Source organism: Pelotomaculum schinkii, from assembly GCF_004369205.1.
Classification (GTDB): Bacteria; Bacillota; Desulfotomaculia; order Desulfotomaculales; family Pelotomaculaceae; genus Pelotomaculum_C; species Pelotomaculum_C schinkii.
In genome coordinates this window covers 1,984,810-2,006,826 of record NZ_QFGA01000001.1, presented here as the reverse complement: position 1 = coordinate 2,006,826, position 22,017 = coordinate 1,984,810, and the positions used below count along the sequence as shown (strand labels likewise).

The window sequence follows — 22,017 nt, the reverse complement described above, 5'->3', positions numbered from 1 at the left end:
ACTGTTTAGTTTTGAGAGACCGTGGGACTATAGCTCAGCCGGCTAGAGCGCACGCCTGATAAGCGTGAGGTCGGTGGTTCGAGTCCACCTAGTCCCACCAATTTCAGTAGTGGGTAGTAGGTAGTCAGTAGTTAGATTTTAAGAAGGAATTTGCCTGCGGCAAATTCCAACGAATAAACCGACTACCGACAACAGACAACAGACTACCGACATTGGGGGTGTAGCTCAGCTGGGAGAGCACCTGCCTTGCAAGCAGGGGGTCAGCGGTTCGAATCCGCTCATCTCCACCAATTTAGTAGTTAGTGGCGGGTGGTTAGCGGTTGGGTAGGCCAACCGAAGCCGAAGCCATTAATATTAAATTCTCTCAATAGGGAAGGTAGGTAGTTAGAAGGAGTCCAACGACAAACCACTAACCACCAACCACCCAATCGTTCTTTGAAAACTGCACAGCATAGGAGAACAAGAGTAACTAGAGCATAGAAGATGTTCTAAGTAGCGCGCGAAATTAGGTCAAGCTGCAAAGGGCATACGGTGGATGCCTAGGCGCACAGGGCCGAAGAAGGACGTGGCAAGCTGCGAAAAGCTACGGGGAGCCGCAAACAGGCATAGATCCGTAGATATCCGAATGGGGCAACCCGGCGGGGGCAAACCCCCGTCACCGTTAGCTGAATCCATAGGTTAACGGAGGGCACCCGGCGAACTGAAACATCTTAGTAGCCGGAGGAAAAGAAAGAAAGATCGAACCCCCTAGTAGCGGCGAGCGAAGCGGGGCGAGCCTAAACCAGTAGTGCATGCACGACTGGGGTTGCGGGACTCTCATCAGATAGTGTAGTAGATTTAGCCGAAGCGGCCTGGAAAGGCCCGGCATAGGAGGTAAAACCCCTGTAGGCGAAAAGTCGAGGTACTACGAGAGTATCCCAAGTACCACGGGACACGGGGAACCCTGTGGGAATCCGGGAGGACCACCTCCCAAGGCTAAATACCCGGTGCGACCGATAGTGAACAAGTACCGTGAGGGAAAGGTGAAAAGCACCCCGGGAGGGGAGTGAAACAGCACCTGAAACCGTATGCTTACAAACAGTCAGAGCACTATTCGGTAGTCGGTAGTGAGTAGTCAGTAGTCAGATTAGGAAGGAATTCGCCTAAAGGCGAATTCCAACAAGCAATCCGACAACAGACTACCGACTACTGACTACCGAAGTGTGATGGCGTACTTTTTGTAGAACGGACCGGCGAGTTACGTCCAGCGGGCAAGGTTAAGCGAAAGAGACGCGGAGCCGCAGCGAAAGCAAGTCTTAATAGGGCGAAGGAAGTCCGTTGGAGTAGACCCGAAACCGGGTGATCTACCCATGTCCAGAGTGAAGCTTTAGTAAAATAAAGTGGAGGCTCGAACCGACCGTCGTTGAAAAGGCGGCGGATGAGGTGTGGGTAGGGGTGAAATGCCAATCGAACCCGGAAATAGCTGGTTCTCCCCGAAATAGCTTTAGGGCTAGCCTTAGGGATGAATACCGGAGGTAGAGCACTGACTGGGCTAGGGGTCTTCACCGATTACCGAACCCAATCAAACTCCGAATGCCGGATATTTTGACCCTAGGAGTCAGACTGCGGGTGCTAAGGTTCGTAGTCAAGAGGGAAACAGCCCAGACCGCCGGCTAAGGTCCCAAAGACAGGCTAAGTGGAAAAGGATGTGGAGTTGCCCGGACAACCAGGATGTTGGCTTAGAAGCAGCCACCATTTAAAGAGTGCGTAATAGCTCACTGGTCAAGTGGCTCTGCGCCGAAAATGTAACGGGGCTAAGCCTGTCACCGAAGCCGCGGATTTCGGTAGTCAGTAGTGAGTAGTCAGTAGTTGGAGGAAAAAATGGGATATAGAAAGCTTGAAGTATACAACAAGTCATATCAACTGGCTTTAAAAGTACACAAGTTAACCCAGGAATTTCCGACACAGGAAAGGCGTGAAATAGGAAGTCAGATAAGGCGTTCTGCCGTATCAATAGCACTAAACATTGCAGAAGGATATGGTAGAGTAAAATCTGACAAGGAATTCATGCACTTTCTAAGGACTGCATTAGGTTCATGCAATGAAACGAGAGTATTGGTTGAGTTGGTAAAAGACTTGGGATATATAGACAACAAAACCTACTCGGAGTTGAGCCAAGAATATGAGGTAGTTGGGAAACAAATCTACCGGCTCAGAGAAGCATGGACTAGAAGCAAAACCGACAACTGACAACCGACTACTGACTACCGAAATGGTAGGGGAGCGTTCTCATCTGGTTGAAGCAGTACCGAAAGGAGCTGTGGACGGGTGAGAAGTGAGAATGCCGGTATAAGTAAACGAAAAGGCAGGTGAGAATCCTGCCCGCCGAAAGCCTAAGGTTTTCTGGGGAAGGCTCGTCCGCCCAGAGTAAGCCGGGGCCTAAGCCGAGGCTAAATAGCGTAGGCGATGGAAAATCGGTTGAGAATCCGATGCCACTTAATGCCGTTTGAAGGATGGGGTGACACAGGAGGGTAAGCTGAGCGCACGATTGGAAAAGTGCGTCCAAGGAGGTAGGGTAAGAGACAGGAAAAACCGTCTCTTAAAAAAGCCCGAGAACTGATGGGGAGCGAAATTTAGTAGCGAAGCAGCCGGCGCCCAAACTGTCAAGAAAAACCTCTAACGAGGCATTTAAGTGCCCGTACCGCAAACCGACACAGGTAGGTGGGGTGAGAATCCTAAGGCGCGCGAGAAAACCCTCGTTAAGGAACTCGGCAAAATGACCCCGTAACTTCGGGAGAAGGGGTACCCCGTTAGCGTGAAGAACAAACGTTTGGAGCGTGAGGGGGTCGCAGAGAAAAGGCCCAAGCGACTGTTTACCAAAAACACAGGTCCCTGCAAAATCGCGAGATGAAGTATAGGGGCTGACGCCTGCCCGGTGCTGGAAGGTTAAGGGGAGAGGTCAGACTTAAAGTCGAAGCTTTGAACCGAAGCCCCAGTAAACGGCGGCCGTAACTATAACGGTCCTAAGGTAGCGAAATTCCTTGTCGGGTAAGTTCCGACCCGCACGAAAGGCGTAACGATTTGGGCGCTGTCTCAACGAGGGACTCGGTGAAATTGTAATGCCGGTGAAGATGCCGGCTACCTGCGACAGGACAGAAAGACCCCGTGGAGCTTTACTGCAACCTGACATTGGGTTTTGGTATTGGATGTACAGGATAGGTGGGAGGCGGGGAAGTCAGTACGCTAGTATTGGCGGAGCCAACGTTGGGATACCACCCTTTGAGTATTGAAGTTCTAACACAGTCCCGTGAAACCGGGACGTGGACAGTATCAGGCGGGCAGTTTGACTGGGGCGGTCGCCTCCCAAAGAGTAACGGAGGCGCCCAAAGGTTCCCTCAGCGCGGTTGGAAATCGCGCGCACAGAGTGTAAAGGCAGAAGGGAGCTTGACAGCGAGACGGACAGGTCGAGCTGGGACGAAAGTCGGGCTTAGTGATCCGGCGGTATCGAGTGGAAGAGCCGTCGCTCAACGGATAAAAGCTACCCCGGGGATAACAGGCTTATCTCCCCCAAGAGTCCACATCGACGGGGAGGTTTGGCACCTCGATGTCGGCTCATCGCATCCTGGGGCTGTAGTAGGTCCCAAGGGTTGGGCTGTTCGCCCATTAAAGCGGTACGTGAGCTGGGTTCAGAACGTCGTGAGACAGTTCGGTCCCTATCCGTCGCAGGCGCAGGAAACTTGAGAGGAGCTGTCCCTAGTACGAGAGGACCGGGATGGACAGACCACTGGTGTACCAGTTATTCCGCCAGGAGTAGCGCTGGGTAATTATGTCTGGCCGGGATAAGCGCTGAAAGCATCTAAGCGCGAAGCCCCCCTCGAGATGAGGTTTCCCATAGCACAAGCTAGTAAGACCCCTGGGAGACTACCAGGTAGATAGGCCGGGTGTGTAAGCTGGGTAACCAGTTCAGCTGACCGGTACTAATAGGTCGAGGGCTTGACCTAATCAGTAGTCGGTAGTCGGTAGTCAGTAGTCGGTAAAAGACGAAGACAAAAGGCGAAAGACGACAACTTGTTCAAGTATGCTGTACAGTTTTGAGAGAACATCCCGATTAAAACGATAAATATTTCTGGTGACAATGTCGGAGGGGGTACACCCGTTCCCATCCCGAACACGGCAGTTAAGCCCTCCTGAGCCGATGGTACTTGGGGCGTCGGCCCCTGGGAGAGTAGGTCGTCGCCAGAATAATTTTAAAACCTCACGGTTGATACCGTGGGGTTTTGTTTTTTTGGATTCATTCACAGGGATAATTCTATTCCATATGGTATTAATAACTAGTTTGCGCTCTATAAAAATCCTGGGAAATGGAGTGGTAGATTTGGAGCCATGGGCTGGTAAGCAGATGTGGATATGGGAATTGGAGCTTGCAGAAAAGGGTGTAATAAATAATATTATTAACAAAGCAGTAAGCTTGGGCTTAACAGGGTTGCTTGTCAAAGCGTGGGACGGCAAAAATTATTGGAATCAATTAGACAAGATTGCCGGTCCTGCAAAAAATGCCGGATTGATAGTCGGCGCGTGGGGTTACAGTTATGGCAACAATATTTCCGGTGAAATAACATGCATGGAAAAGGCAGTCAAGGGTGGAGCTGACTGGCTGGTTATCGACGCGGAAATAGAATATGAGAACCAGAATGGTGAGAAAAAAGCAGCTGCTTTATCCGGCGGGATTTCTTCATCATCAATAATGAAAAATGTGAAGCTTGGTTACAGCACGTTTGCCCTCCCGGTATACCATGCTCAATTTCCATATAAGAAATTTTCAGCTTTTTGTGACGTGGCATTGCCGCAGGTATATTGGGGCGATTTTAGGATGGCGCCGGAAGACGCTTTAAAGGATTGCGTTCAGCAGTACAGTCAATTTGGACTCCAAATGGCGCCTGTTGGCCAGAGCTATGGGGATATAAAGTTTGGGGAAATTACGCGTTTCATAAAAACCGCAGGTGAACTTGGAATGCCGGGAATCAGCTTCTGGAGTTGGCAGCATGCAAGTGATGTCATGTTAAATGAAATCAAAAGCTTAGAGTATGCTTCAGCCAGCCCCTGGGCCGGCGCTTCGTGGAATAAGGCAAAGCTAAAAGGCATTATGGACGGCACGGAGCCGCAAGGAAATGTCACTAGAGAGATGTTGGCCGTAGTATTGGATAGGCTCGGTCTGCTTGAGTAAAGCTAGACTTCACAACTTAAGAATAGCAGCCATTAAATGTATAAATAGCATGTCATAATATTTATTGGATAAGGACAGCAGATAGAAAATAAAATTGATGCAGGATATTGTAAAACATTTCTATAAAATGTATAATACTATAAAATTAAATAACAGTTCCCACGAAAGAGCAAACCTGGCGAAAGCCAGGGACGCAAAGCCACGGGTCTACGGTTGAGGTTTTATGCCGACTATTGACAGCCGGGTTGCCGAAGTTAATTCACAAGAAGTCCGCGGCATTCGGTCAAATGGGATGCAAGACGGGCTTTTTCTTTTGGTTGTGTTTTTGTGTTCGGGGGCTCCAGAGGAGTGTTTTTCCGAGTATAAAAAGCGGGAAATTCTCTATAAATTATTATTTTGAGAGGTGAAACTAAAATGATAATGCAGTATATTCCAAAGGTTATGTGACGGCGACCGGTCCTAATGCCGGCGGCTTGATAGGAGATTTGGATTTCATTAACCAAGGCGGTATTGTTGCATCATGCTACTACGACACGCAGACATCGGGACAGTCTGATACGGGCAAAGGAACACCGCAAACAACCTCCGCTATGCAGCGTCAGGTCACATTTACAGGCTGGGATTTCACCGATGTATGGAAAATTCACGAAGGGACCAGCTATCCATATTTTGTAGAAGTCAATACTATCTCCAAAGAAACCTTTGGCGTACGTCCCTACTGCCTGTATGGAAAAGGATCCGTTAACCTTTCCACTGGCAACTTCATCCTGGCCCAGACAGACCTTTGCATTCCTTCCGTAGGCCCGTCCCTTGAGTTTACCAGATTCTACAATTCTCAGGATGATTATACAGGCACCCAGGGCAAGGGCTGGACCAATAATTTTAATGTTCACCTTACCATCAACCAGGACGGCAGCGTCAGCGTCGCTTATGACGACGGGCATGTTTACACCTTTACATACGATGGAACCAGTTACGTTCGACCCGCCGGATGCTTTGAAACACTAACTGCCGGGCCGGGCAGCGGCTATACCCTCACCTTCAAGGACCAGACCGGTTATATCTTTAACGACATTGGTCAACTAACCAGCATAACGGACCAAAACAACAATACGCTTACCCTGACCTATACCGGTGGACTGCTGACCTTAGCCAGTGAACCCACCGGCCGCACCCTGAGCTTCAATTATGACACGAACAACCGTCTCACCGGCGTAACCGACACTGCCGGCCGGACCGTGACCTATACCTATGACAACGAAGGCAACCTGGCCACAGTACAGGATGTGCTGGGGAATGTCACCAGCTACCACTATAACACACAGGGCCTCACCGAAATCATTGCTTCCGGCGGTAATACCTTGTTAAGCAACATTTATGATAGTGGCAAAGTTACCCATCAGACCGACGGGAGCGGCAACACCACCCAGTTCAGCTATGACCCGGACAACCACCGGACAACCATGCTCAGCGCCCTTGGCAACACCATTACAACCACCTTCGACGAAAAGTACCGTAGCACTAATATAACCTATCCCGGCAATATCACCGGTACCTACACCTACGACATCAATAACTGCCTCACCAGCATAACCGACCCTCTTAACCATACAACCAGCTATACTTATGACGGTAACGGCAATCTGCTTACCGTTACTGATCCAGCGAGTCATACAACCACCATGGAATATGATGATAATAATAACCTTCTTTTGGTGGAAAACGCTCTGGAAAAACAAAGTACATTCACTTATGACTCGAATGGCAATTTAATAAAAACAACCGATTCATTAGGAAATGAAACTCTCTACAACTATGATGAAAGCGGGTTATTGCTCAGCACAACCACCCCCGACACAGGCTTAGGCTCCGGCACGACTATATATACTTACCAGAATGGCTTGATGCAAACTGTAACCGACCCGGCGGAAAACACCACTACTTACAGCTATAATGCGGCCGGGCAACCGATTACCATAACCGATAACGCCGGCAAAACAAGCGCTATGACTTATGACGATGCTGGCAACTTACTGACTGTCGCCGATCCCCTGGGCAACACCACCAGCTATACTTACGACTGGCGCGGCAACATTCTAACCAAAACTGACGCCAGGGGCAATACCAGCAGTTACACCTATAACAACAATGGGTTGCTTGTCAGCAAAATTGATGCTTTGAACAATGAGACCGGTTATGAATATGACGCGGAAAACCGCCTGGTGAAAGTTACCGACCCGCGTGGTAACATCACCCAGTTAAGCTATGATGACTTGGGCCGGCTCACCGGTGTCACAAATCCCCTGGGCGACACTATCACCAATCAATACGACGCAGCGGGCAACCTCATCGGAAGAATAGACGCGTTGGGCAATCAGGTCCTAACAGTCACTTATGATGAGCTCTATAACCCTAAAAACATGACAGACGCCCTGGGGAACAACGTTAGTTTCGACGAGTATGACGAATTAAACCGCCTGACCAGATTTACCGACCCGGGTGGCAACATCACCCAGTTTGAATATGACGACCTGAATAGACTGAAATCAACCATCGACGCCTTAACTGGACAGGGCAGACAGGAATTTGATGCCCACGGCAACCGGACAGCCATGGTCGACCCCAACAACAACCAGACCAGCTTCAGCTATGACAACGCCGACCGGCTGACCGGCAGAACCACCGCCGCTTCCGGCAACATCACCCTGACCTACAATAACAGGGACCTGATAGCACAAAAAATCAACGCCAGAGGCCAGAGCACCACCTATGAATATGACGACGCCGGACGACTCATCAGTGCCACCTACCCTGACGGGACGGTATCCTATACTTACGACCAGAACAGTAACCTGCTTAGCGCCACCGACAGTACTGGTACAATCGAATACCAGTACGACGCCTTAAACCGCCTTGTGGAATACGGGGATACCTGGGGCAACACCATTGAATACGCTTACGACGCCATCGGCAACCTGCGCATTCTCACTTACCCCGGCGGCCGGCAGGTACAATATCAATACGACGAAACCAACCGGTTAATTCAAGTAACCGATTGGGCGGACCGGGTCACTACCTACGAATACGATTCCAACGGCAGGCTGGTTAAAACCGTTCACCCCAACGGTACCCAAACAACCCGGACCTACGATGAAGCTGGCCGGTTGTTGCAATTGAAGGATGTGGATGCCGGCGGAAGCGTCATCAGCCAGTACGATTATACCTACGATGCGGCAGGAAACCTCATCCAGGAAGAGAATTTCAACGAAAATGTGTCTCTTACAATGGATGATGCGGCTCTGACCTATGCCACAGACAACCGCCTGGCCACTTATAACGGCCAAACCGTCCTCTACGACGCTGACGGCAACATGACTGCAGGCCCACTGGCCGGGGAAATGGCTGGCTTGACCTACGACGCTCGCGGCCGGCTGACCGGGGCGGGAAATACCACCTACACTTACGATGCCGGAAACAACCGCATCAGCGTTGCCGGCGCCGTTTATCAAAGCTTCGTCGTCAACCCCAACGCATCTTTAAGCCAGGTGCTGATCCAGACTGACGAACAAAACCATCAGACCTTCTACATCTACGGCCTGGGCCTGATCGGCCAAGAAGACGAAGGAGGAGTATACCGCAGTTATCACTTCGACCACCGGGGTAGCACCATCGCTTTGACCGACGAAAGCGGCAATATAACCGACCGCTTCCAGTACGCCCCATACGGAGAGCTTGTCTACCGCAGCGGAAACACTGCCACACCGTTCCTGTATGTGGGCCGCTATGGTGTCATGACCGATGAAAGCGACCTTTACTACATGCGGGCACGGTACTACAATCCAGTGGCTAAAAGGTTCCTGAGTCCGGATACGCTAACTGGTCAAGTAACTAACCCGCAGTCGCAGAATCGGTATATATATTGCGAAGGGAATCCTGTGAACTTTATTGATCCATCAGGGCATGATTGGATACGAGCACAATATTTCATGAGTGAATTAGCAGGATTGCATTATGATGACTTATATGATGTGTATAAAAATTTAGAGGAAGATATCAGCTATGATGGGTGGTCTCAATCTGACTTAGAAGATTTAACATTGCAATTTAGAATTGCAAATGAGCTATTAATTATAAGAGGAGACCCAGTCTATTATGACCAAGATGAAAAGGACGAGGCTAAAATAACATTAGCTGGTATTATGGATGAAGAGAATGAAAAAGAAGAACAAAAATTATTATTAGCTTCAATTTTAGTTATGGGAAGGACTATAGGTTATGATGGATCGGGTAAAGCTGGCAGCAAAGTGCCATCACAATTGCTAAGAGGTATGGATTTTGAGGAAATTGTTTTGCAAGAACAAGCGATAACTAAAAACCTTACCAAGATTGGGAATAGTATTCCTGATAGTTTGATTAATGGTAGAATTATTGAAGTTAAAGATGTGAATTATATTTATAAGAATAAACAGTTTCGTGATTACATCAATAGTGGAATGCCCATTGACTTGATTGTGTCACCGCGAACTAAAATATCAAAACCATTACAAGATGCAATAAGGAATAGCGGAGGGTCTATTAGAGTTAGACAAGCTGATGGGACATATTCAATTTATTAATAGGGGATGACTGATAATGCCAAATATTATAACAAAAATTTACACGCAAAAAAATATTAATGATATAGAAATAGCGAAAGAATTTTTTAAGAAACTTGATAAAGCTGGATTAAAACCTGAAAAAATAGGACTTTTTGAGCCATTAAAAGAAATTTACTCTTTCGATAGAGCGGTCGAAATGTGGAACATAGAAGAACCAGGATGCTATGAAGATGATGTGGGTATGGTTGGAAAAGCTGGTGGTATGATAGGCAAAGTCAAAGAACCAAATTTCAGGTTTGATATGCAATGGTGGAGACATCCTAGTAAGAAGAGTATAAACAATATCTGTTTTTATATGTCTCAAAAGTATTATGCTAAAAAACAAGGTGTTTTGATCGATCTTTTCAAATACTCAATTGTATTATTTGATGCTTTTTACGGTTATATGTCACATGAGTTACCTCAGGAAAGACAGCACATCACTGGAAGTATTGAAACGAGAATGCCAGGCGTTTTTTGGTGCAATTTCTTTGGGAACAAATATGTAGATTTCTTTGGAAAAAAAAGATTACTCTCCTTTCCCTGGTATAAGACTGATGCTATAGATAATTTAGGAATTATATGCTTCCTATCTGAGAGTCCTCATAAAGAATTGTTGGTATCAGATGAGATTGAGAGAAGAGCTCAAATTCATCTGGGGATTGACTCTTTTGGTGATTTAGAAGAGTATGTTAACAATCCTACTAAAATTCAGTATAGAAATGTTCCTAGTTTAAAATAAAATACTAAAAATAATTTTTATATCAAGAACACAAGAAGCAAAAAATAGACCCCTTAAATGGATTGGGCAGGCAGACCTTCGACGCCCACGGCAACCTAAAGACTATGGTGGACCCCAACAATAACCAAAGCACCAATCAATATGAAACCTCCGACAGATTGACCGGGAGTACCGACACTAGTGGAATTACCAACCTGAATATTGATTACAACACCAGGAACCTAATTTATCATAAAAACAATGCCAGAGCAGACAGCCACCTACCATTAATACGACAACGGCATGCTTCAAAGCTATACCAACCCGGATGGAACAGCAGACTTTACCTGTGACCAAAATGGCAATCTCCTTACCACCCACGATAGAGCTGGTACGATCGTATGCCAGTATGACGAATTGAACTGTATTAAAACGTAATGAAAATTCATTATAACTAATTAACGAGGTGATGAAAATGTTTAAACCCATTTCTTACATTGGGATGATATTTGTGCTGCTTGTATTGCTTTTTATATCTCGTCCTGCAAGTGCGGCAGTGTATACTTATGACGCGCTTAACCGACTGACCTCGGTTACTTACCAAAATGGCCAAAAAATAGTTTATACGTATGATCCAGGAGGCAATATGCTCAGCGTCAGTCACCATTCTTCGCCGGATACTACCCCGCCAACTGTTAAGAATACCGACCCTGTCGATGGCGCCACCAATGTTTCAGTAAGCGCATCGGTTTATGTTGCCTTTTCCGAAACCGTTGTTGAAGATGTATATTTTGAAGACATCAATATCAGAAATACCAATGACAATTCTGTAGTCAACTATATATACAGTATCAACGGTGATACGCTCATACTTGATCCTGTTAATGATTTCAGCAGCAGTGTAACCTATGCGGTATATGTCCCTGCTGGTGCTGTTAAAGACAGTGCTGGTAACTCTCTGGAAAATGACTACATCTTTAGCTTCACTACAGGTGAGCTTGCAAGCGGGTTTACCGTCACTACCCCCAACGGAGGAGAGGACTGGACTGCTGGGGCCACTAAAGAGATCACCTGGACTTATGCCGGAGCGGGCTGTGATTCGGATGTCAGGATCTCACTCTACAAGGGCGGTGTGTTCCAGTATGTCATCGTCAGCAGCGTTCTTCCTGAATCCGGCTCATACAGCTGGACGATCCCGGCCTCGCAGGCTGCCGGAGATGACTACCAGATCAGGATCACCCGCAATGCAGACACAGGTGTCTACGACTATAGCGACGCAAGCTTTACCATTAATGCATTACAGTAATTTGCTTTAAAGAGCGGAATAATAACCCAACTTGTTTTTGAAAAACTCCCTGCAAATATAAAAACCGGCCGGCATATTTGCCATCCGGTCTGTTAATGCTAAGATTGTTATGCAGATGTATGGTACTGGTACGGAACAATAATTAATTACAAGAGCTGGGTGGGGGACATGCTAAATCATGGATTTTTCAAGGTTTTATCATGCTCTCCACAATTGCGTAAAACAATTAAATCGTTTTCCCAGTTAAATGTGATGCGTAAGCCCATAGTGGCGCTTGCCTCCCATATTGCTTTTGTGCCCTGAATGCGCTTGACCCTTAAAGAGGGGTGATTAATGTTATCTGACATCAAACTTAGAGCTCTTTTTATGGCATTCTGTTGTTCAGAATCCAATTTCTTGTACATTCGCTTGAATCGCTCAGACCTTTGGAAATTCATTTATCCAAATCCTCCAGAAGGTCATCCATGTTTTCAAACGATTTAACCCTCCCGGCAGCTATATCTTCGTCAGCTTCTTTCTCACCCTCCTGCCATTCCTTTGTCCAAAACCATGCTTGTTCTGCCGGAACAAGTTTCATGGGTAATAGAATGACTTTTCCGTTTTCTATCTGTACCTGAAATATGTCCCCATCATTTAATGGCATATGTCCTTTTAATATTCCCAGACTTACAACGCCGCGCTTTTGCACCATAATATTACCAATTACTTGACCCATGGTTACTCACTCCTATTTTATGAATTACCGTTTGGCTGTTAAATGCATTACAGTGATACTGTTCTACGGTTATCGTAAAACAGTAGTTAAAAAATGTCAATGCTTATATGGAATAATTATTACCGTGTATTTCAATCGTATTACGATCAAAAATCAGGGTAAGCTAATAGCGTTTGGCCGGACATCTTTTAGCTGTTGCTGCGGCATGGCGCTTGACTTGAAACTAAGATCGTAGTATATTTATGTGCGTGGAAGCAATGGATCCTACCGTTTCGTTCCTCGATAGCTCAACGGTAGAGCAACCGGCTGTTAACCGGTAGGTTGTAGGTTCGAATCCTACTCGGGGAGCCATATGAAAATTATGACCGTGCTGTGCGCACGGTTTTTCTTTTTATTCGGCAAAGTTACCCTCTTTTTCACGTTTAGGGTACAGATAAGCGGTAAAAATAGATAAAAGGTATTCCAAATAGAGAAAATTTTTATTATAATAAGGTTAAGGTCAGTTAAGGTCAATGCAGTAGCTTATTTTGGGGGGTGGTTGCAGGGTATGTCCAATATTTCCGACCTGATCGAGCAGTATCTCAAGAGCCTGATTTCAAATAGCCCTAAAGATTTTGTAGAGGTCCAGAGGAGCCAACTGGCCATGCGTTTCAGTTGTGTTCCCTCCCAGATTAATTATGTTTTAACCACCCGGTTTTCAGCCGGTCACGGTTACCTCGTAGAAAGCCGGCGGGGCGGCGGCGGGTATATCCGGATTGTGAAAATACCTCTGGATCAAAAAGTGGATTTAATCCTGGATATATGTGATTTAATCGGCGACGCCATTTCCCAGCATGAAGCTGAGGGACTGCTTGGTCGTCTTGTCGAAGAAGAACTGATCTCGCTGCGGGAGGCCAGGATCATGCAGGCGGCAGTTGGTCGCTACCCGCAGCTCCTGGAGGCGCAAACCCAGGAACAACTACGTGCGGCAGTACTTAAAGCGATGGTAACAGCGGTTCTAAGAGATTAGCGCCTGTATTGAAGGAGGTTTTGAACTATGTTGTGCGAGCGCTGCGGACAGCGGCCGGCAACGGTACACATCACCGAGATTATCAACGGGAATAAGAAAGAGACCCATGTCTGCCAGGCCTGCGCCGGAGAGGTCCAGCCCCAGGGTTTTGGCTTTGCTCCTCAACTGAACCTGAATAATTTTTTAGCCGGTTTTTTGCATGAACTTGGCGGGGCCGGCAGCAATCAGGTGATGGACACCGGCCAAAAGTGCGGTCAATGCGGCATGGCTGAAGGACAGTTTGTTCAGCAGGGCCTCTTGGGTTGCGGCAGTTGTTATTCCCATTTCGAGGACAGGCTCCTGCCGCTCTTACGAAGGATTCACGGCAATATCCGGCATACCGGCAAGGTGCCGGAACGTACCGGGGGACGCGCCAAAGTATTAAAAGCTATTGAAAGTCTCAAAGGGCAGTTGCGGGAGGTTATCAGCCGTGAAGAATTTGAACAGGCTGCCGATCTCCGCGACGCCATCCGCCAGCTGGAAAAGAAACTCGAAGAAGGAGGTGAGGCTTGATGCCGATCAAGCAAACAGTAAACACCGCCCATAGCGCCTGGATGGACGCCGAGGGGCAGGGGTCAAACATCGTTATCAGCAGCCGGGTCAGAGTAGCCCGTAATCTTGCCGGCATACCTTTTCCTCATCTCCTCGACCAGGCCCGGGCGGAAGAGGTTATTCACGCGGTCAGGCTGGCTATTGCCAACAACGAGGCCAAGCATCTGCTCGGCTCCCTCGAATTAAGCATGTTGGGCGAATTATCCCCGGTTGAAAGGCAAATACTAGTAGATAAGCATTTAATCAGCCCGGAATTCACGAACAATTATCAATCCAAAGCGATTGTCCTGCGTGATGATGAAGTGGTCAGCATCATGCTCAATGAAGAAGACCACCTGCGGCTGCAGTGCCTCTTGCCCGGCCTGCAGCTGAAAGAGGCCTGGGAAATTATAGACAAAGTCGACGACGGTTTGGAGAAAACGCTTGACTATGCTTTTTCAGAAAAATTGGGCTATCTGACCACCTGCCCTACCAATGTAGGTACCGGGATGAGAGCTTCAATTATGCTGCACCTGCCGGGTCTCACACTTACCAAACAGCTGGGTGTGGTGCTTAGCGCCATCAGCAAACTGGGACTTACCGTACGGGGACTTTATGGCGAGGGAACAGAGGCCCAGGGGAACCTGTTTCAGGTTTCCAACCAGATTACTTTGGGTCAGTCGGAAGAAGAAATCTGCAATAACCTCCTGGTCAGCACCCGGCACATCCTGTCCCAGGAGCAGGCCGCCCGCCTCGCCCTGTACCAGCAGCGTCGGGAGGCAGTCGAGGATCGCGTTTACCGCGCCTACGGGACATTGAGATACGCCAGGGTCCTTACCTCGGAAGAAGCCATGCGGCTGATTTCCGACCTGCGCCTGGGCGTTGACTTAAATATTATTACAGGAATCAATCCCAGCAAATTAAACGAGCTCATGATCAAAATTAGACCGGCTTTTTTATACAAGGTTAACGGGAGAGAGCTGCCGGCGCAGCAAAGATATGCTTTCAGGGCGGCGCTGGTGCGCAAAGAATTCGAAAATTTACCCCAGTGATGTGATTTAGGAGGTGCAATATGAAAGAGAGATTCACGGAGCGGGCAAACAAAGTATTGTTGCTGGCCAAGGAAGAAGCTATAAAAACCACTTGCCCCTATGTTGGGACGGAACATCTGCTGCTCGGACTGATCCTGGAGGGCGAGAGCCTCGCTGCCAGGGTCCTGGGAGCGGTAGGTCTCGATCCGGAAAGGATACGGCTTGCGGCAAGCCAGATGGTTGATACTCCCCCGGAAGCGACCACGCCTGATCCTTTTCTGACGTCCAAGGCTAAAAAGGTGTTGGAGCTTTCTGTTGATGAGGCGCACCGGATGGGCCACAGCTATGTTGGACCGGAACACCTGCTGCTCGGGCTGATTCGGGAAGGAGAGGGCGTGGCCGCCCAAATTTTAGGCGCCTACGGAGTCGATTACCGTAAGGGCAGGGCTGCTCTGGTCCACCTCCAGGGCGGTCAGAGTCCTGTTGAGGGGCCGGCTCCAGGTGACGGCAAAAGCAGCGCTACACCCACCCTGGACCAGTACAGCAGGGACCTGACCGTTATGGCCAGGGAAGATAAACTTGACCCGGTCGTAGGCCGGGAAAAGGAAATCGAGAGGGTCATTCAGGTTTTAAGCAGGCGTACCAAAAACAATCCGGTCCTGATCGGTGAGCCGGGGGTCGGCAAGACCGCCATTGCAGAGGGGCTGGCCCAGAGCATTAAGGCGGGCAGTGTCCCGGAGACACTGGCCAACAAGAGAGTGGTTACCCTGGATATGGGCACACTGGTGGCAGGCACCAAGTACCGCGGAGAGTTTGAAGAACGGCTGAAAAAAATAATCGAGGAAATTCGCACACACGGCAATATTATCATGTTTATCGATGAGCTCCACACTCTGGTCGGGGCGGGCGCGGCAGAAGGGGCCATAGACGCCGCCAATATTTTAAAGCCGGCTTTGGCCAGGGGCGAGCTGCAGTGCATCGGCGCTACCACTTTGGACGAGTACCGCAAGCATATAGAGAAAGATGCGGCTCTCGAGCGCCGCTTCCAGCCCATTACCGTGGCAGAGCCCTCGGTGGATGAGACCATCCAGATCTTAAGAGGCTTAAGAGACAGGTACGAGGCGCACCACCGGGTTAGATTTACGGATGCGGCTTTGGAGGCTGCCGCGAAGCTATCCAGCCGTTATATCACCGACCGCTTCCTCCCCGATAAGGCCATCGACCTTTTGGACGAAGCCGGCTCGCGGGTCAGGCTTAAGGCTTTTGTCGCCCCGCCTGAGTTAAAGGAGATGGAAAAGAAGTTAGAGATATTGCAGAAGGAAAAAGAAGCCGCTGTTAACAGTCAGGAATTTGAGAAAGCCGCCGAATTCCGTGATCAGGAGCAAAAGCTTCGGGCCTCACTGAAAAGCCTCAGGGAATCCTGGAAGCAACAAAAGGTCGGGGTTGACCTCGTTGTGGACGAGGACGACATTGCCCATATTACCTCCAGTTGGACCGGCGTCCCGGTGAAAAAGCTCGGGGAGGCCGAGTCCGAGAGGTTGATGAAAATGGAAGAAGTCCTGCACCAGCGGGTGGTGGGTCAGGACGAGGCGATCCGCGCCATATCACGGGCCGTAAGGCGTGCCCGGGCCGGCTTGAAAGATCCCAAACGGCCTATCGGTTCCTTCATTTTCCTCGGGCCGACCGGTGTCGGCAAGACCGAGTTGGCCAAGGCCGTGGCCGAAGTGCTGTTTGGCAGCGAGGACGCCATGGTCAGGCTTGATATGTCCGAGTATATGGAAAAATTCTCTGTATCCCGCCTGGTTGGGGCGCCTCCCGGCTACGTGGGTTACGATGAGGCCGGCCAGCTTACCGAGGCAGTCAGGCGGCGCCCCTACACGGTGGTGCTGCTGGATGAAATTGAAAAGGCCCACCCCGATGTGTTTAACATCCTGCTGCAGGTAATGGAGGACGGCAGGCTCACCGACGCCAAGGGACGTACTATCGATTTTCGCAACACGGTGATTATCATGACCTCCAACGTGGGTGTGCATACCATTAAACGGGAAGCTACGCTGGGCTTTAAGACCGGTAAGGAAGCCGAAGACAAATACGAGGACATGAAAAGCAAAGTGAACGAGGAACTGCGGCGGACCTTCAGACCTGAATTCTTAAACAGGATTGATGAAATCATTGTGTTCCATGCTCTATCAAAGGAACATATCCGTGAGATCGTCAGCCTGATGCTGAAAGAAGTCGCAGCCAGAATGAAGGAAAATGATGTTGAAATCGAAGTCACCGAACCCGTCAAGGACCTGCTGGCCAAAGAAGGATTCGATGAGAATTACGGGGCCAGGCCGCTCAGGCGCGCCATCCTGCGCCTGGTTGAGGACCGGCTCTCCGAAGAACTGCTGAAGGGTACCTTCAAACGCGGAGATCGTGTGCTGCTTGATATGGAAGGAGAAACCGTGACGATCAAGAAGGTTGCCAGAAGCCTTGTGTAGCAAGATAAAGTCTCTTCCCGGCATGGACAGCTGCCCTGAAAATGCAGGTGCGAATTCATTCGCACAAATGCAACATTAATTTCAACAAGTCCGGCGCTGGCGCGCGTGTGCGATTGAAATCGCGCCTGCAACCCTTGGTCTTCATTCTATGGGGTGGCATGTCAGCTGCGTGAGGAGATATCTGAAAATTCAAGGAGGAGAACAAGTGAAAAAACCCGCCCTGGGTATCCCAATCATTATTATAACCATCTTCCTGTTTATGACCGGCTACGTCAGCTTTGTTATTAACGGAACAAAGCAGCCGGAAGCGCCGCCGGAGCCCCCCGTTATCAGCATGCAGACTCCTGCCGCGACAGCCCCGGTTCAAGAACAATCCCCAAAAGACTCATCCGGCATAGCGCAGTCCGCTATGCCTGCGGATAAAGAAATTAAGAGTTGGACAGGACGGTTTGCCGGATACGTTGACAACAACTTGATGGTTATTTATGTCGGGGACCAGGCTAAGACTTTCCTTACCCCGCCGGGATTTGCCGGGGCGGGCCTGACCAGGGGAGACAATGTTTCCTTTGACTTTTTCCATGACAAAAACGGACAGCCGGTGCTGTCTGCGATCACGAAGCTTGTACCGTCGGAGTAAGTCTATATGAACAGCGGAATGGTTCTCTCGATCAAAACAGGCGTAAGGCGTAGCTAATACTGTATTTCTTTTAGGTCGGGCGTAGGGCGTAATCTATACTGCATTCCTCTGTGGTCAGGGCTTAGGGCGTAAACTTATACTGCGTTTCTTATTGGTCGCGCTTTTGGTTCAAAAGAGGATGTTTTGTATGAGGCAATTATGATCCTTGGTTATAGCTAAAATGCAGGTGCGATTTTAATAGCACTTGCACTGCGAAGCAGTTTAAAGCTTTTTAATGCATTCCCTTGGGATCGTGTGCGAATGAATTCGCACCTACATCAATTTGTATTACGCCATATGCCTGACCAAAGAGGAATGCCCCTAAGCCTACGCCCTAAGCTTACGCCTGACCTACAAGGAATGCGTATAAGCTTGCGTATAAGCTATTGTAGGTTATTCTTGGGAATGTTATAATTTAGAAACAATTACTACATGGGGATTTCTGTCAATGCGTGTAAAGTCTAAATTTCGCTGCCAGGAATGCGGGCAGCAGTCGACTCGCTGGCTGGGCCGCTGCCCGGGGTGTGGCGCCTGGAACAGTTTGGTGGAAGAGCTGGATCAGCCCAAGACTGTCAGCCCTGCAGCAATAAATGGATTGCTTGAACCATGTCCCGTAACCGAGGTGCCCGCTCAGGAAGAGGAACGCTTCCCCACCCGGATGGCCGAAATGGACAGGGTTTTGGGCGGAGGTCTGGTGCCGGGTTCCCTGATTTTAGTGGGGGGCGATCCCGGCATAGGCAAGTCTACCCTGATGCTGCAGGTTGCCCACCTGCTCAGCTGCAGAATGCCGGTACTGTACATATCAGGAGAAGAGTCGGCCCGCCAGGTGCGTCTCAGAGCCGAACGCCTGGGGGCGCTGTCGCCGGGTCTGCTCTTGGCCTGTGAAACGGATATTGATCAAGTAGAGAGACACCTCCGGCAAATCTCTCCTCCCGTGGCGGTGGTTGATTCCATTCAAACCATGTTCAAGTCCGACCTTGCTTCCGCTCCCGGCAGTGTCGGCCAGGTGCGCGAGTGCGCCGCCCAATTGATGAGGCTTGCTAAGACGACCGGAATATCGATATTTTTAGTCGGCCACGTTACCAAAGAAGGGATGCTGGCCGGCCCCAGGGTGCTGGAGCATATGGTGGACACGGTGCTTTATCTGGAAGGGGACCGGCACCAGTTTTTCCGTATCCTGCGTGGTGTTAAAAACCGGTTTGGCTCAACTAATGAAATCGGTATATTTGAAATGAGCGGCGCCGGCCTGGTCGAGGTAGCCAGCCCGTCCGCCATATTTCTTACCAAACGCCCCAAGGGGGACGTACCCGGGACCGCCGTGGCGGCCGCTCTTGAAGGGAGCAGGCCGCTCCTGGTGGAAATACAGGCGCTGGTCTGTCCGACGGGCTATGGTACTCCCCGCCGCATGACAGCCGGTGTGGACTACAACCGGGTGGCTCTGATAACCGCCGTGCTTGAAAAAAGGATGGGTTTCAACCTGGGTAACCAGGATATCTATGTCAATGCCGTAGGGGGCGTAAGGTTGGACGAACCTGCGGCAGATTTAGCCGTGGCCTGCGCGCTGGCCTCGAGTTTTAAGGATATTCCGGTGGATCCGGGTCTGGCATGTGCCGGGGAAACCGGCTTGACCGGCGAATTGCGCCCGGTTACGGGTGTAGAAAAAAGGATTAGAGAGTCGTTTAAAATGGGTTTTAGCCGCTTTCTGATGTCGAGCCGCAGCGCCGCCCTGTCCGGGGACGATTACGGCTTACTCAGAGCGGACACTCTGGCCGGGGCGTTGGAAATGGCTTTATTGGCGTGAGGTGAACCATGAAGGAAGAAAAAGCGGAAGACAGGCTATTACGGGTGCTTCGTTCGGTAGCTCCGGGCAGGCCTTTGCGGGAGGGACTGGAGAATGTCCTGCGGGCCAAAAATGGAGGGCTAATCGTCCTGGGCGAAAACCCGGAGGTTATGGAAATCACTGAGGGCGGCTTTGTGATTAACGCCGATTTCAGTCCTTCCAATCTCTATGAACTGGCTAAAATGGACGGCGCCATAATCCTCAGCAAGGACGCCAAAAAGATTCTGGCAGCCAACACCCAGATGATCCCCAGTCAAAACGTTCCATCCAGCGAGACGGGTATTCGCCACCGTACCGCAGAGCGGGTGGCCAGACAGACCGGAGCCCTGGTTATCGCCATCTCACAGCGCCGGGGAATCATTACTATCTATAAAGGTACCCTTAAATACGTCCTGAGGGATCTTGGGGTAATCTTGACCAAGGCCAATCAGGCTATCCAAACCCTTGAAAAATACCGCTCGGTATTGGATAAGTTCCTGGTGGGCTTAAGCGTTATGGAATTTCAGGAGACGGTCACCCTTTTTGACGTTGCCAAGGCCATTCAGCGGGTGGAAATGGTCTTAAGGGTGGTAAAGGAAATTGAAAGATATACCACCGAACTGGGGGTGGAAGGCCGGCTGATCACCATGCAAATGGAGGAACTGGTATCCAATGTCGAGGAAGAGGGCCTCTTGATTATCCAGGACTACGCGACCACCCTGGCCGACAAGACGCCTGCCGCCATCCTGGGCGTAATCGGCAGCTGGCCCGCCGAGGACTTCCTGGACCTCTCCTTGCTCGCCCGCGCCCTGGGTTACCCGGGCAGCGCCAGTATCCTGGACCAGCACGTCGTGCCGCGGGGCTATCGCATTTTGCAGAAGGTGCCACGGCTGCCCCTGCCTGTGATTGATAACCTTGTTAAGACCTTTGGGGCATTGAATAAAATATTGTTAGCCACTATTGAGGAACTGGACGAGGTAGAGGGCATAGGGGAGGTCCGTGCCCGCTCCATCAAGGAAGGTTTAAGCCGCTATCGCGACCTGTTGCTGCAGGATAGACACAGTTAAAAAAGGAAGCAGAAGAACCGTCCCCCTGCTTCCCTTTTTTGGGCTAATGTTTCCTGGGAGAAAATGATAAAAATATTCCCAAAATGATGTTGACACTATGTTAAGGCTATGCTAAAATTATAGTTTATTTGACAAGGGATACCTTTTATGCTATACTTTAAACGTGGTAAACTTCTAAGGAGGGTACGGCCTTGTTCAAAATAGGAGATAAAGTGGTGTACCCGATGCACGGTGCTGGAGTCATCGAGGCCATCGAGGAGAAGGAAGTCCTCGGGGAAAAGCGTCAGTATTATATACTGCGGCTCCCTGTCGGCGATATGAAGGTGATGATTCCAATCAACAATGGTGAAGGTGTTGGACTCAGGGAGGTCATTGATTCGGAAGGCGTCAAAGAAGTTTTGCAGATTCTGCGCCAGCAGTCTTCGGCCATGTCTCCCAATTGGAACCGGCGGTACCGCGCCAATCTGGAAAAAATAAAAAGCGGCAATGTCTTTGAGGTTGCCGAGGTGGTGCGTAATTTAATTAAAAGGGACCGTGAAAAAGGCCTTTCCTCGGGTGAGCGAAAAATGCTGGAGAACGCCAGGCAGATTTTAATCAGCGAACTGGTTCTGGCTACAGAACTTGAAGAGGATAAAGCGCAATCGATGCTCGACGGTGCCTTCGCCTAATGGCGCCAGGTTAAACTGGCGCTTTATTTTTATATGTCGCTAAAACTCCATTATTTTTGCTTGATGTGCGATTCCTTAAACAAATATAATAGAGCTATATAAAATTGTTCAG

At 49.4% G+C, this 22,017-nt stretch carries 14 protein-coding genes, 3 tRNA genes, 2 rRNA genes and 1 riboswitch; of the genes, 17 read left to right on the top strand and 2 right to left on the bottom strand.

The annotated features are described in order from the left end of the window. Nucleotides 1-23 precede the first annotated feature (23 nt). From Psch_RS09355 to Psch_RS09310, 8 genes are all read left to right on the top strand, one after another. A tRNA-Ile gene (locus Psch_RS09355) sits at nt 24-100 on the top strand. A gap of 114 nt (nt 101-214) precedes the next feature. Next, a tRNA-Ala gene (locus tag Psch_RS09350) sits at nt 215-290 on the top strand. 218 nt (nt 291-508) lie between these two features. Next, nucleotides 509-3,980: ribosomal RNA gene (locus tag Psch_RS09345) — 23S ribosomal RNA — on the top strand. 124 nt (nt 3,981-4,104) lie between these two features. After that, nucleotides 4,105-4,221: ribosomal RNA gene (gene rrf / locus Psch_RS09340) — 5S ribosomal RNA — on the top strand. Between the two features lie 133 nt (nt 4,222-4,354). After that, on the top strand, nt 4,355-5,203 hold the full coding sequence (locus tag Psch_RS09335; RefSeq protein WP_190239980.1) for a hypothetical protein: 849 nt from the start codon (nt 4,355-4,357) through the stop codon (nt 5,201-5,203). 158 nt (nt 5,204-5,361) lie between these two features. Further along, nucleotides 5,362-5,456: riboswitch (cyclic di-GMP riboswitch) on the top strand. Nucleotides 5,457-5,688: 232 nt separating this feature from the next. Continuing rightward, entirely contained in the window at nt 5,689-9,819 is a 4,131-nt protein-coding gene (locus Psch_RS09330; RefSeq protein ID WP_190239979.1) for an RHS repeat-associated core domain-containing protein, read from the top strand. A 16-nt stretch (nt 9,820-9,835) separates the two neighbouring features. Next, complete coding sequence (locus Psch_RS09325) at nt 9,836-10,582, top strand: hypothetical protein (RefSeq protein ID WP_190239978.1); 747 nt, start codon at nt 9,836-9,838, stop codon at nt 10,580-10,582. A 625-nt stretch (nt 10,583-11,207) separates the two neighbouring features. Then, nucleotides 11,208-11,867, top strand: a complete 660-nt coding sequence (locus tag Psch_RS09310) for an Ig-like domain-containing protein (protein ID WP_243123996.1) — start codon at nt 11,208-11,210, stop codon at nt 11,865-11,867. Between the two features lie 176 nt (nt 11,868-12,043). On the opposite strand, the gene Psch_RS09305 is transcribed toward Psch_RS09310, so the two are convergent. Both Psch_RS09305 and Psch_RS09300 read right to left on the bottom strand, forming a co-directional pair. Further along, entirely contained in the window at nt 12,044-12,304 is a 261-nt protein-coding gene (locus Psch_RS09305) for a hypothetical protein (protein WP_190239974.1), read from the bottom strand. Beyond that, nucleotides 12,301-12,582 carry an AbrB/MazE/SpoVT family DNA-binding domain-containing protein gene (locus Psch_RS09300; RefSeq protein WP_190239973.1) on the bottom strand — a complete coding sequence of 94 codons (282 nt, stop codon included), beginning with the start codon at nt 12,580-12,582 and terminating at the stop codon, nt 12,301-12,303. The genes Psch_RS09305 and Psch_RS09300 overlap by 4 nt, the downstream gene beginning before the upstream one ends. Before the next feature lie 276 nt (nt 12,583-12,858). On the opposite strand from Psch_RS09300, the gene Psch_RS09295 reads away from it, so the two are divergent. The 9 genes from Psch_RS09295 (at nt 12,859) to Psch_RS09255 (ending at nt 21,905) form a co-directional block, all read left to right on the top strand. After that, nucleotides 12,859-12,933 (top strand) — tRNA-Asn (locus tag Psch_RS09295). 196 nt (nt 12,934-13,129) lie between these two features. Continuing rightward, nucleotides 13,130-13,591, top strand: a complete 462-nt coding sequence (locus Psch_RS09290) for a CtsR family transcriptional regulator (protein ID WP_134219785.1) — start codon at nt 13,130-13,132, stop codon at nt 13,589-13,591. A 27-nt stretch (nt 13,592-13,618) separates the two neighbouring features. Then, complete coding sequence (locus Psch_RS09285) at nt 13,619-14,143, top strand: UvrB/UvrC motif-containing protein (RefSeq protein WP_190239972.1); 525 nt, start codon at nt 13,619-13,621, stop codon at nt 14,141-14,143. Continuing rightward, nucleotides 14,143-15,213 (top strand): protein arginine kinase, encoded by a 1,071-nt coding sequence (locus Psch_RS09280; RefSeq protein WP_190239971.1) that lies wholly within the window; start codon nt 14,143-14,145, stop codon nt 15,211-15,213. The genes Psch_RS09285 and Psch_RS09280 overlap by 1 nt, the downstream gene beginning before the upstream one ends. A gap of 20 nt (nt 15,214-15,233) precedes the next feature. Then, the gene (locus Psch_RS09275) at nt 15,234-17,675 is read left to right on the top strand and encodes an ATP-dependent Clp protease ATP-binding subunit (RefSeq protein ID WP_190239970.1); all 2,442 of its coding nucleotides are present in this window, start codon (nt 15,234-15,236) and stop codon (nt 17,673-17,675) included. Between the two features lie 205 nt (nt 17,676-17,880). Continuing rightward, complete coding sequence (locus tag Psch_RS09270; protein WP_190239969.1) at nt 17,881-18,312, top strand: hypothetical protein; 432 nt, start codon at nt 17,881-17,883, stop codon at nt 18,310-18,312. Nucleotides 18,313-18,799: 487 nt separating this feature from the next. Then, the gene (gene radA, locus Psch_RS09265) at nt 18,800-20,152 is read left to right on the top strand and encodes a DNA repair protein RadA (protein ID WP_190239968.1); all 1,353 of its coding nucleotides are present in this window, start codon (nt 18,800-18,802) and stop codon (nt 20,150-20,152) included. An 8-nt stretch (nt 20,153-20,160) separates the two neighbouring features. Next, nucleotides 20,161-21,237 carry a DNA integrity scanning diadenylate cyclase DisA gene (disA, locus tag Psch_RS09260; protein WP_134219791.1) on the top strand — a complete coding sequence of 359 codons (1,077 nt, stop codon included), beginning with the start codon at nt 20,161-20,163 and terminating at the stop codon, nt 21,235-21,237. A 191-nt stretch (nt 21,238-21,428) separates the two neighbouring features. Beyond that, nucleotides 21,429-21,905, top strand: coding sequence for a CarD family transcriptional regulator (locus Psch_RS09255; protein WP_134219792.1), 477 nt, complete (start codon nt 21,429-21,431; stop codon nt 21,903-21,905). Nucleotides 21,906-22,017 lie beyond the last annotated feature (112 nt).

Bases quoted from the DNA above. Each gene is read 5' to 3' on its own strand.
- Psch_RS09300 (WP_190239973.1), bottom strand. From the start codon at position 12,582: ATGGGTCAAGTAATTGGTAATATTATGGTGCAAAAGCGCGGCGTTGTA.
- Psch_RS09310 (WP_243123996.1), top strand. From the start codon at position 11,208: ATGCTCAGCGTCAGTCACCATTCTTCGCCGGATACTACCCCGCCAACT.
- Psch_RS09285 (WP_190239972.1), top strand. From the start codon at position 13,619: ATGTTGTGCGAGCGCTGCGGACAGCGGCCGGCAACGGTACACATCACC.
- Psch_RS09325 (WP_190239978.1), top strand. From the start codon at position 9,836: ATGCCAAATATTATAACAAAAATTTACACGCAAAAAAATATTAATGAT.
- disA (WP_134219791.1), top strand. From the start codon at position 20,161: ATGAAGGAAGAAAAAGCGGAAGACAGGCTATTACGGGTGCTTCGTTCG.
- Psch_RS09280 (WP_190239971.1), top strand. From the start codon at position 14,143: ATGCCGATCAAGCAAACAGTAAACACCGCCCATAGCGCCTGGATGGAC.
- Psch_RS09305 (WP_190239974.1), bottom strand. From the start codon at position 12,304: ATGAATTTCCAAAGGTCTGAGCGATTCAAGCGAATGTACAAGAAATTG.
- Psch_RS09290 (WP_134219785.1), top strand. From the start codon at position 13,130: ATGTCCAATATTTCCGACCTGATCGAGCAGTATCTCAAGAGCCTGATT.
- radA (WP_190239968.1), top strand. From the start codon at position 18,800: ATGCGTGTAAAGTCTAAATTTCGCTGCCAGGAATGCGGGCAGCAGTCG.
- Psch_RS09275 (WP_190239970.1), top strand. From the start codon at position 15,234: ATGAAAGAGAGATTCACGGAGCGGGCAAACAAAGTATTGTTGCTGGCC.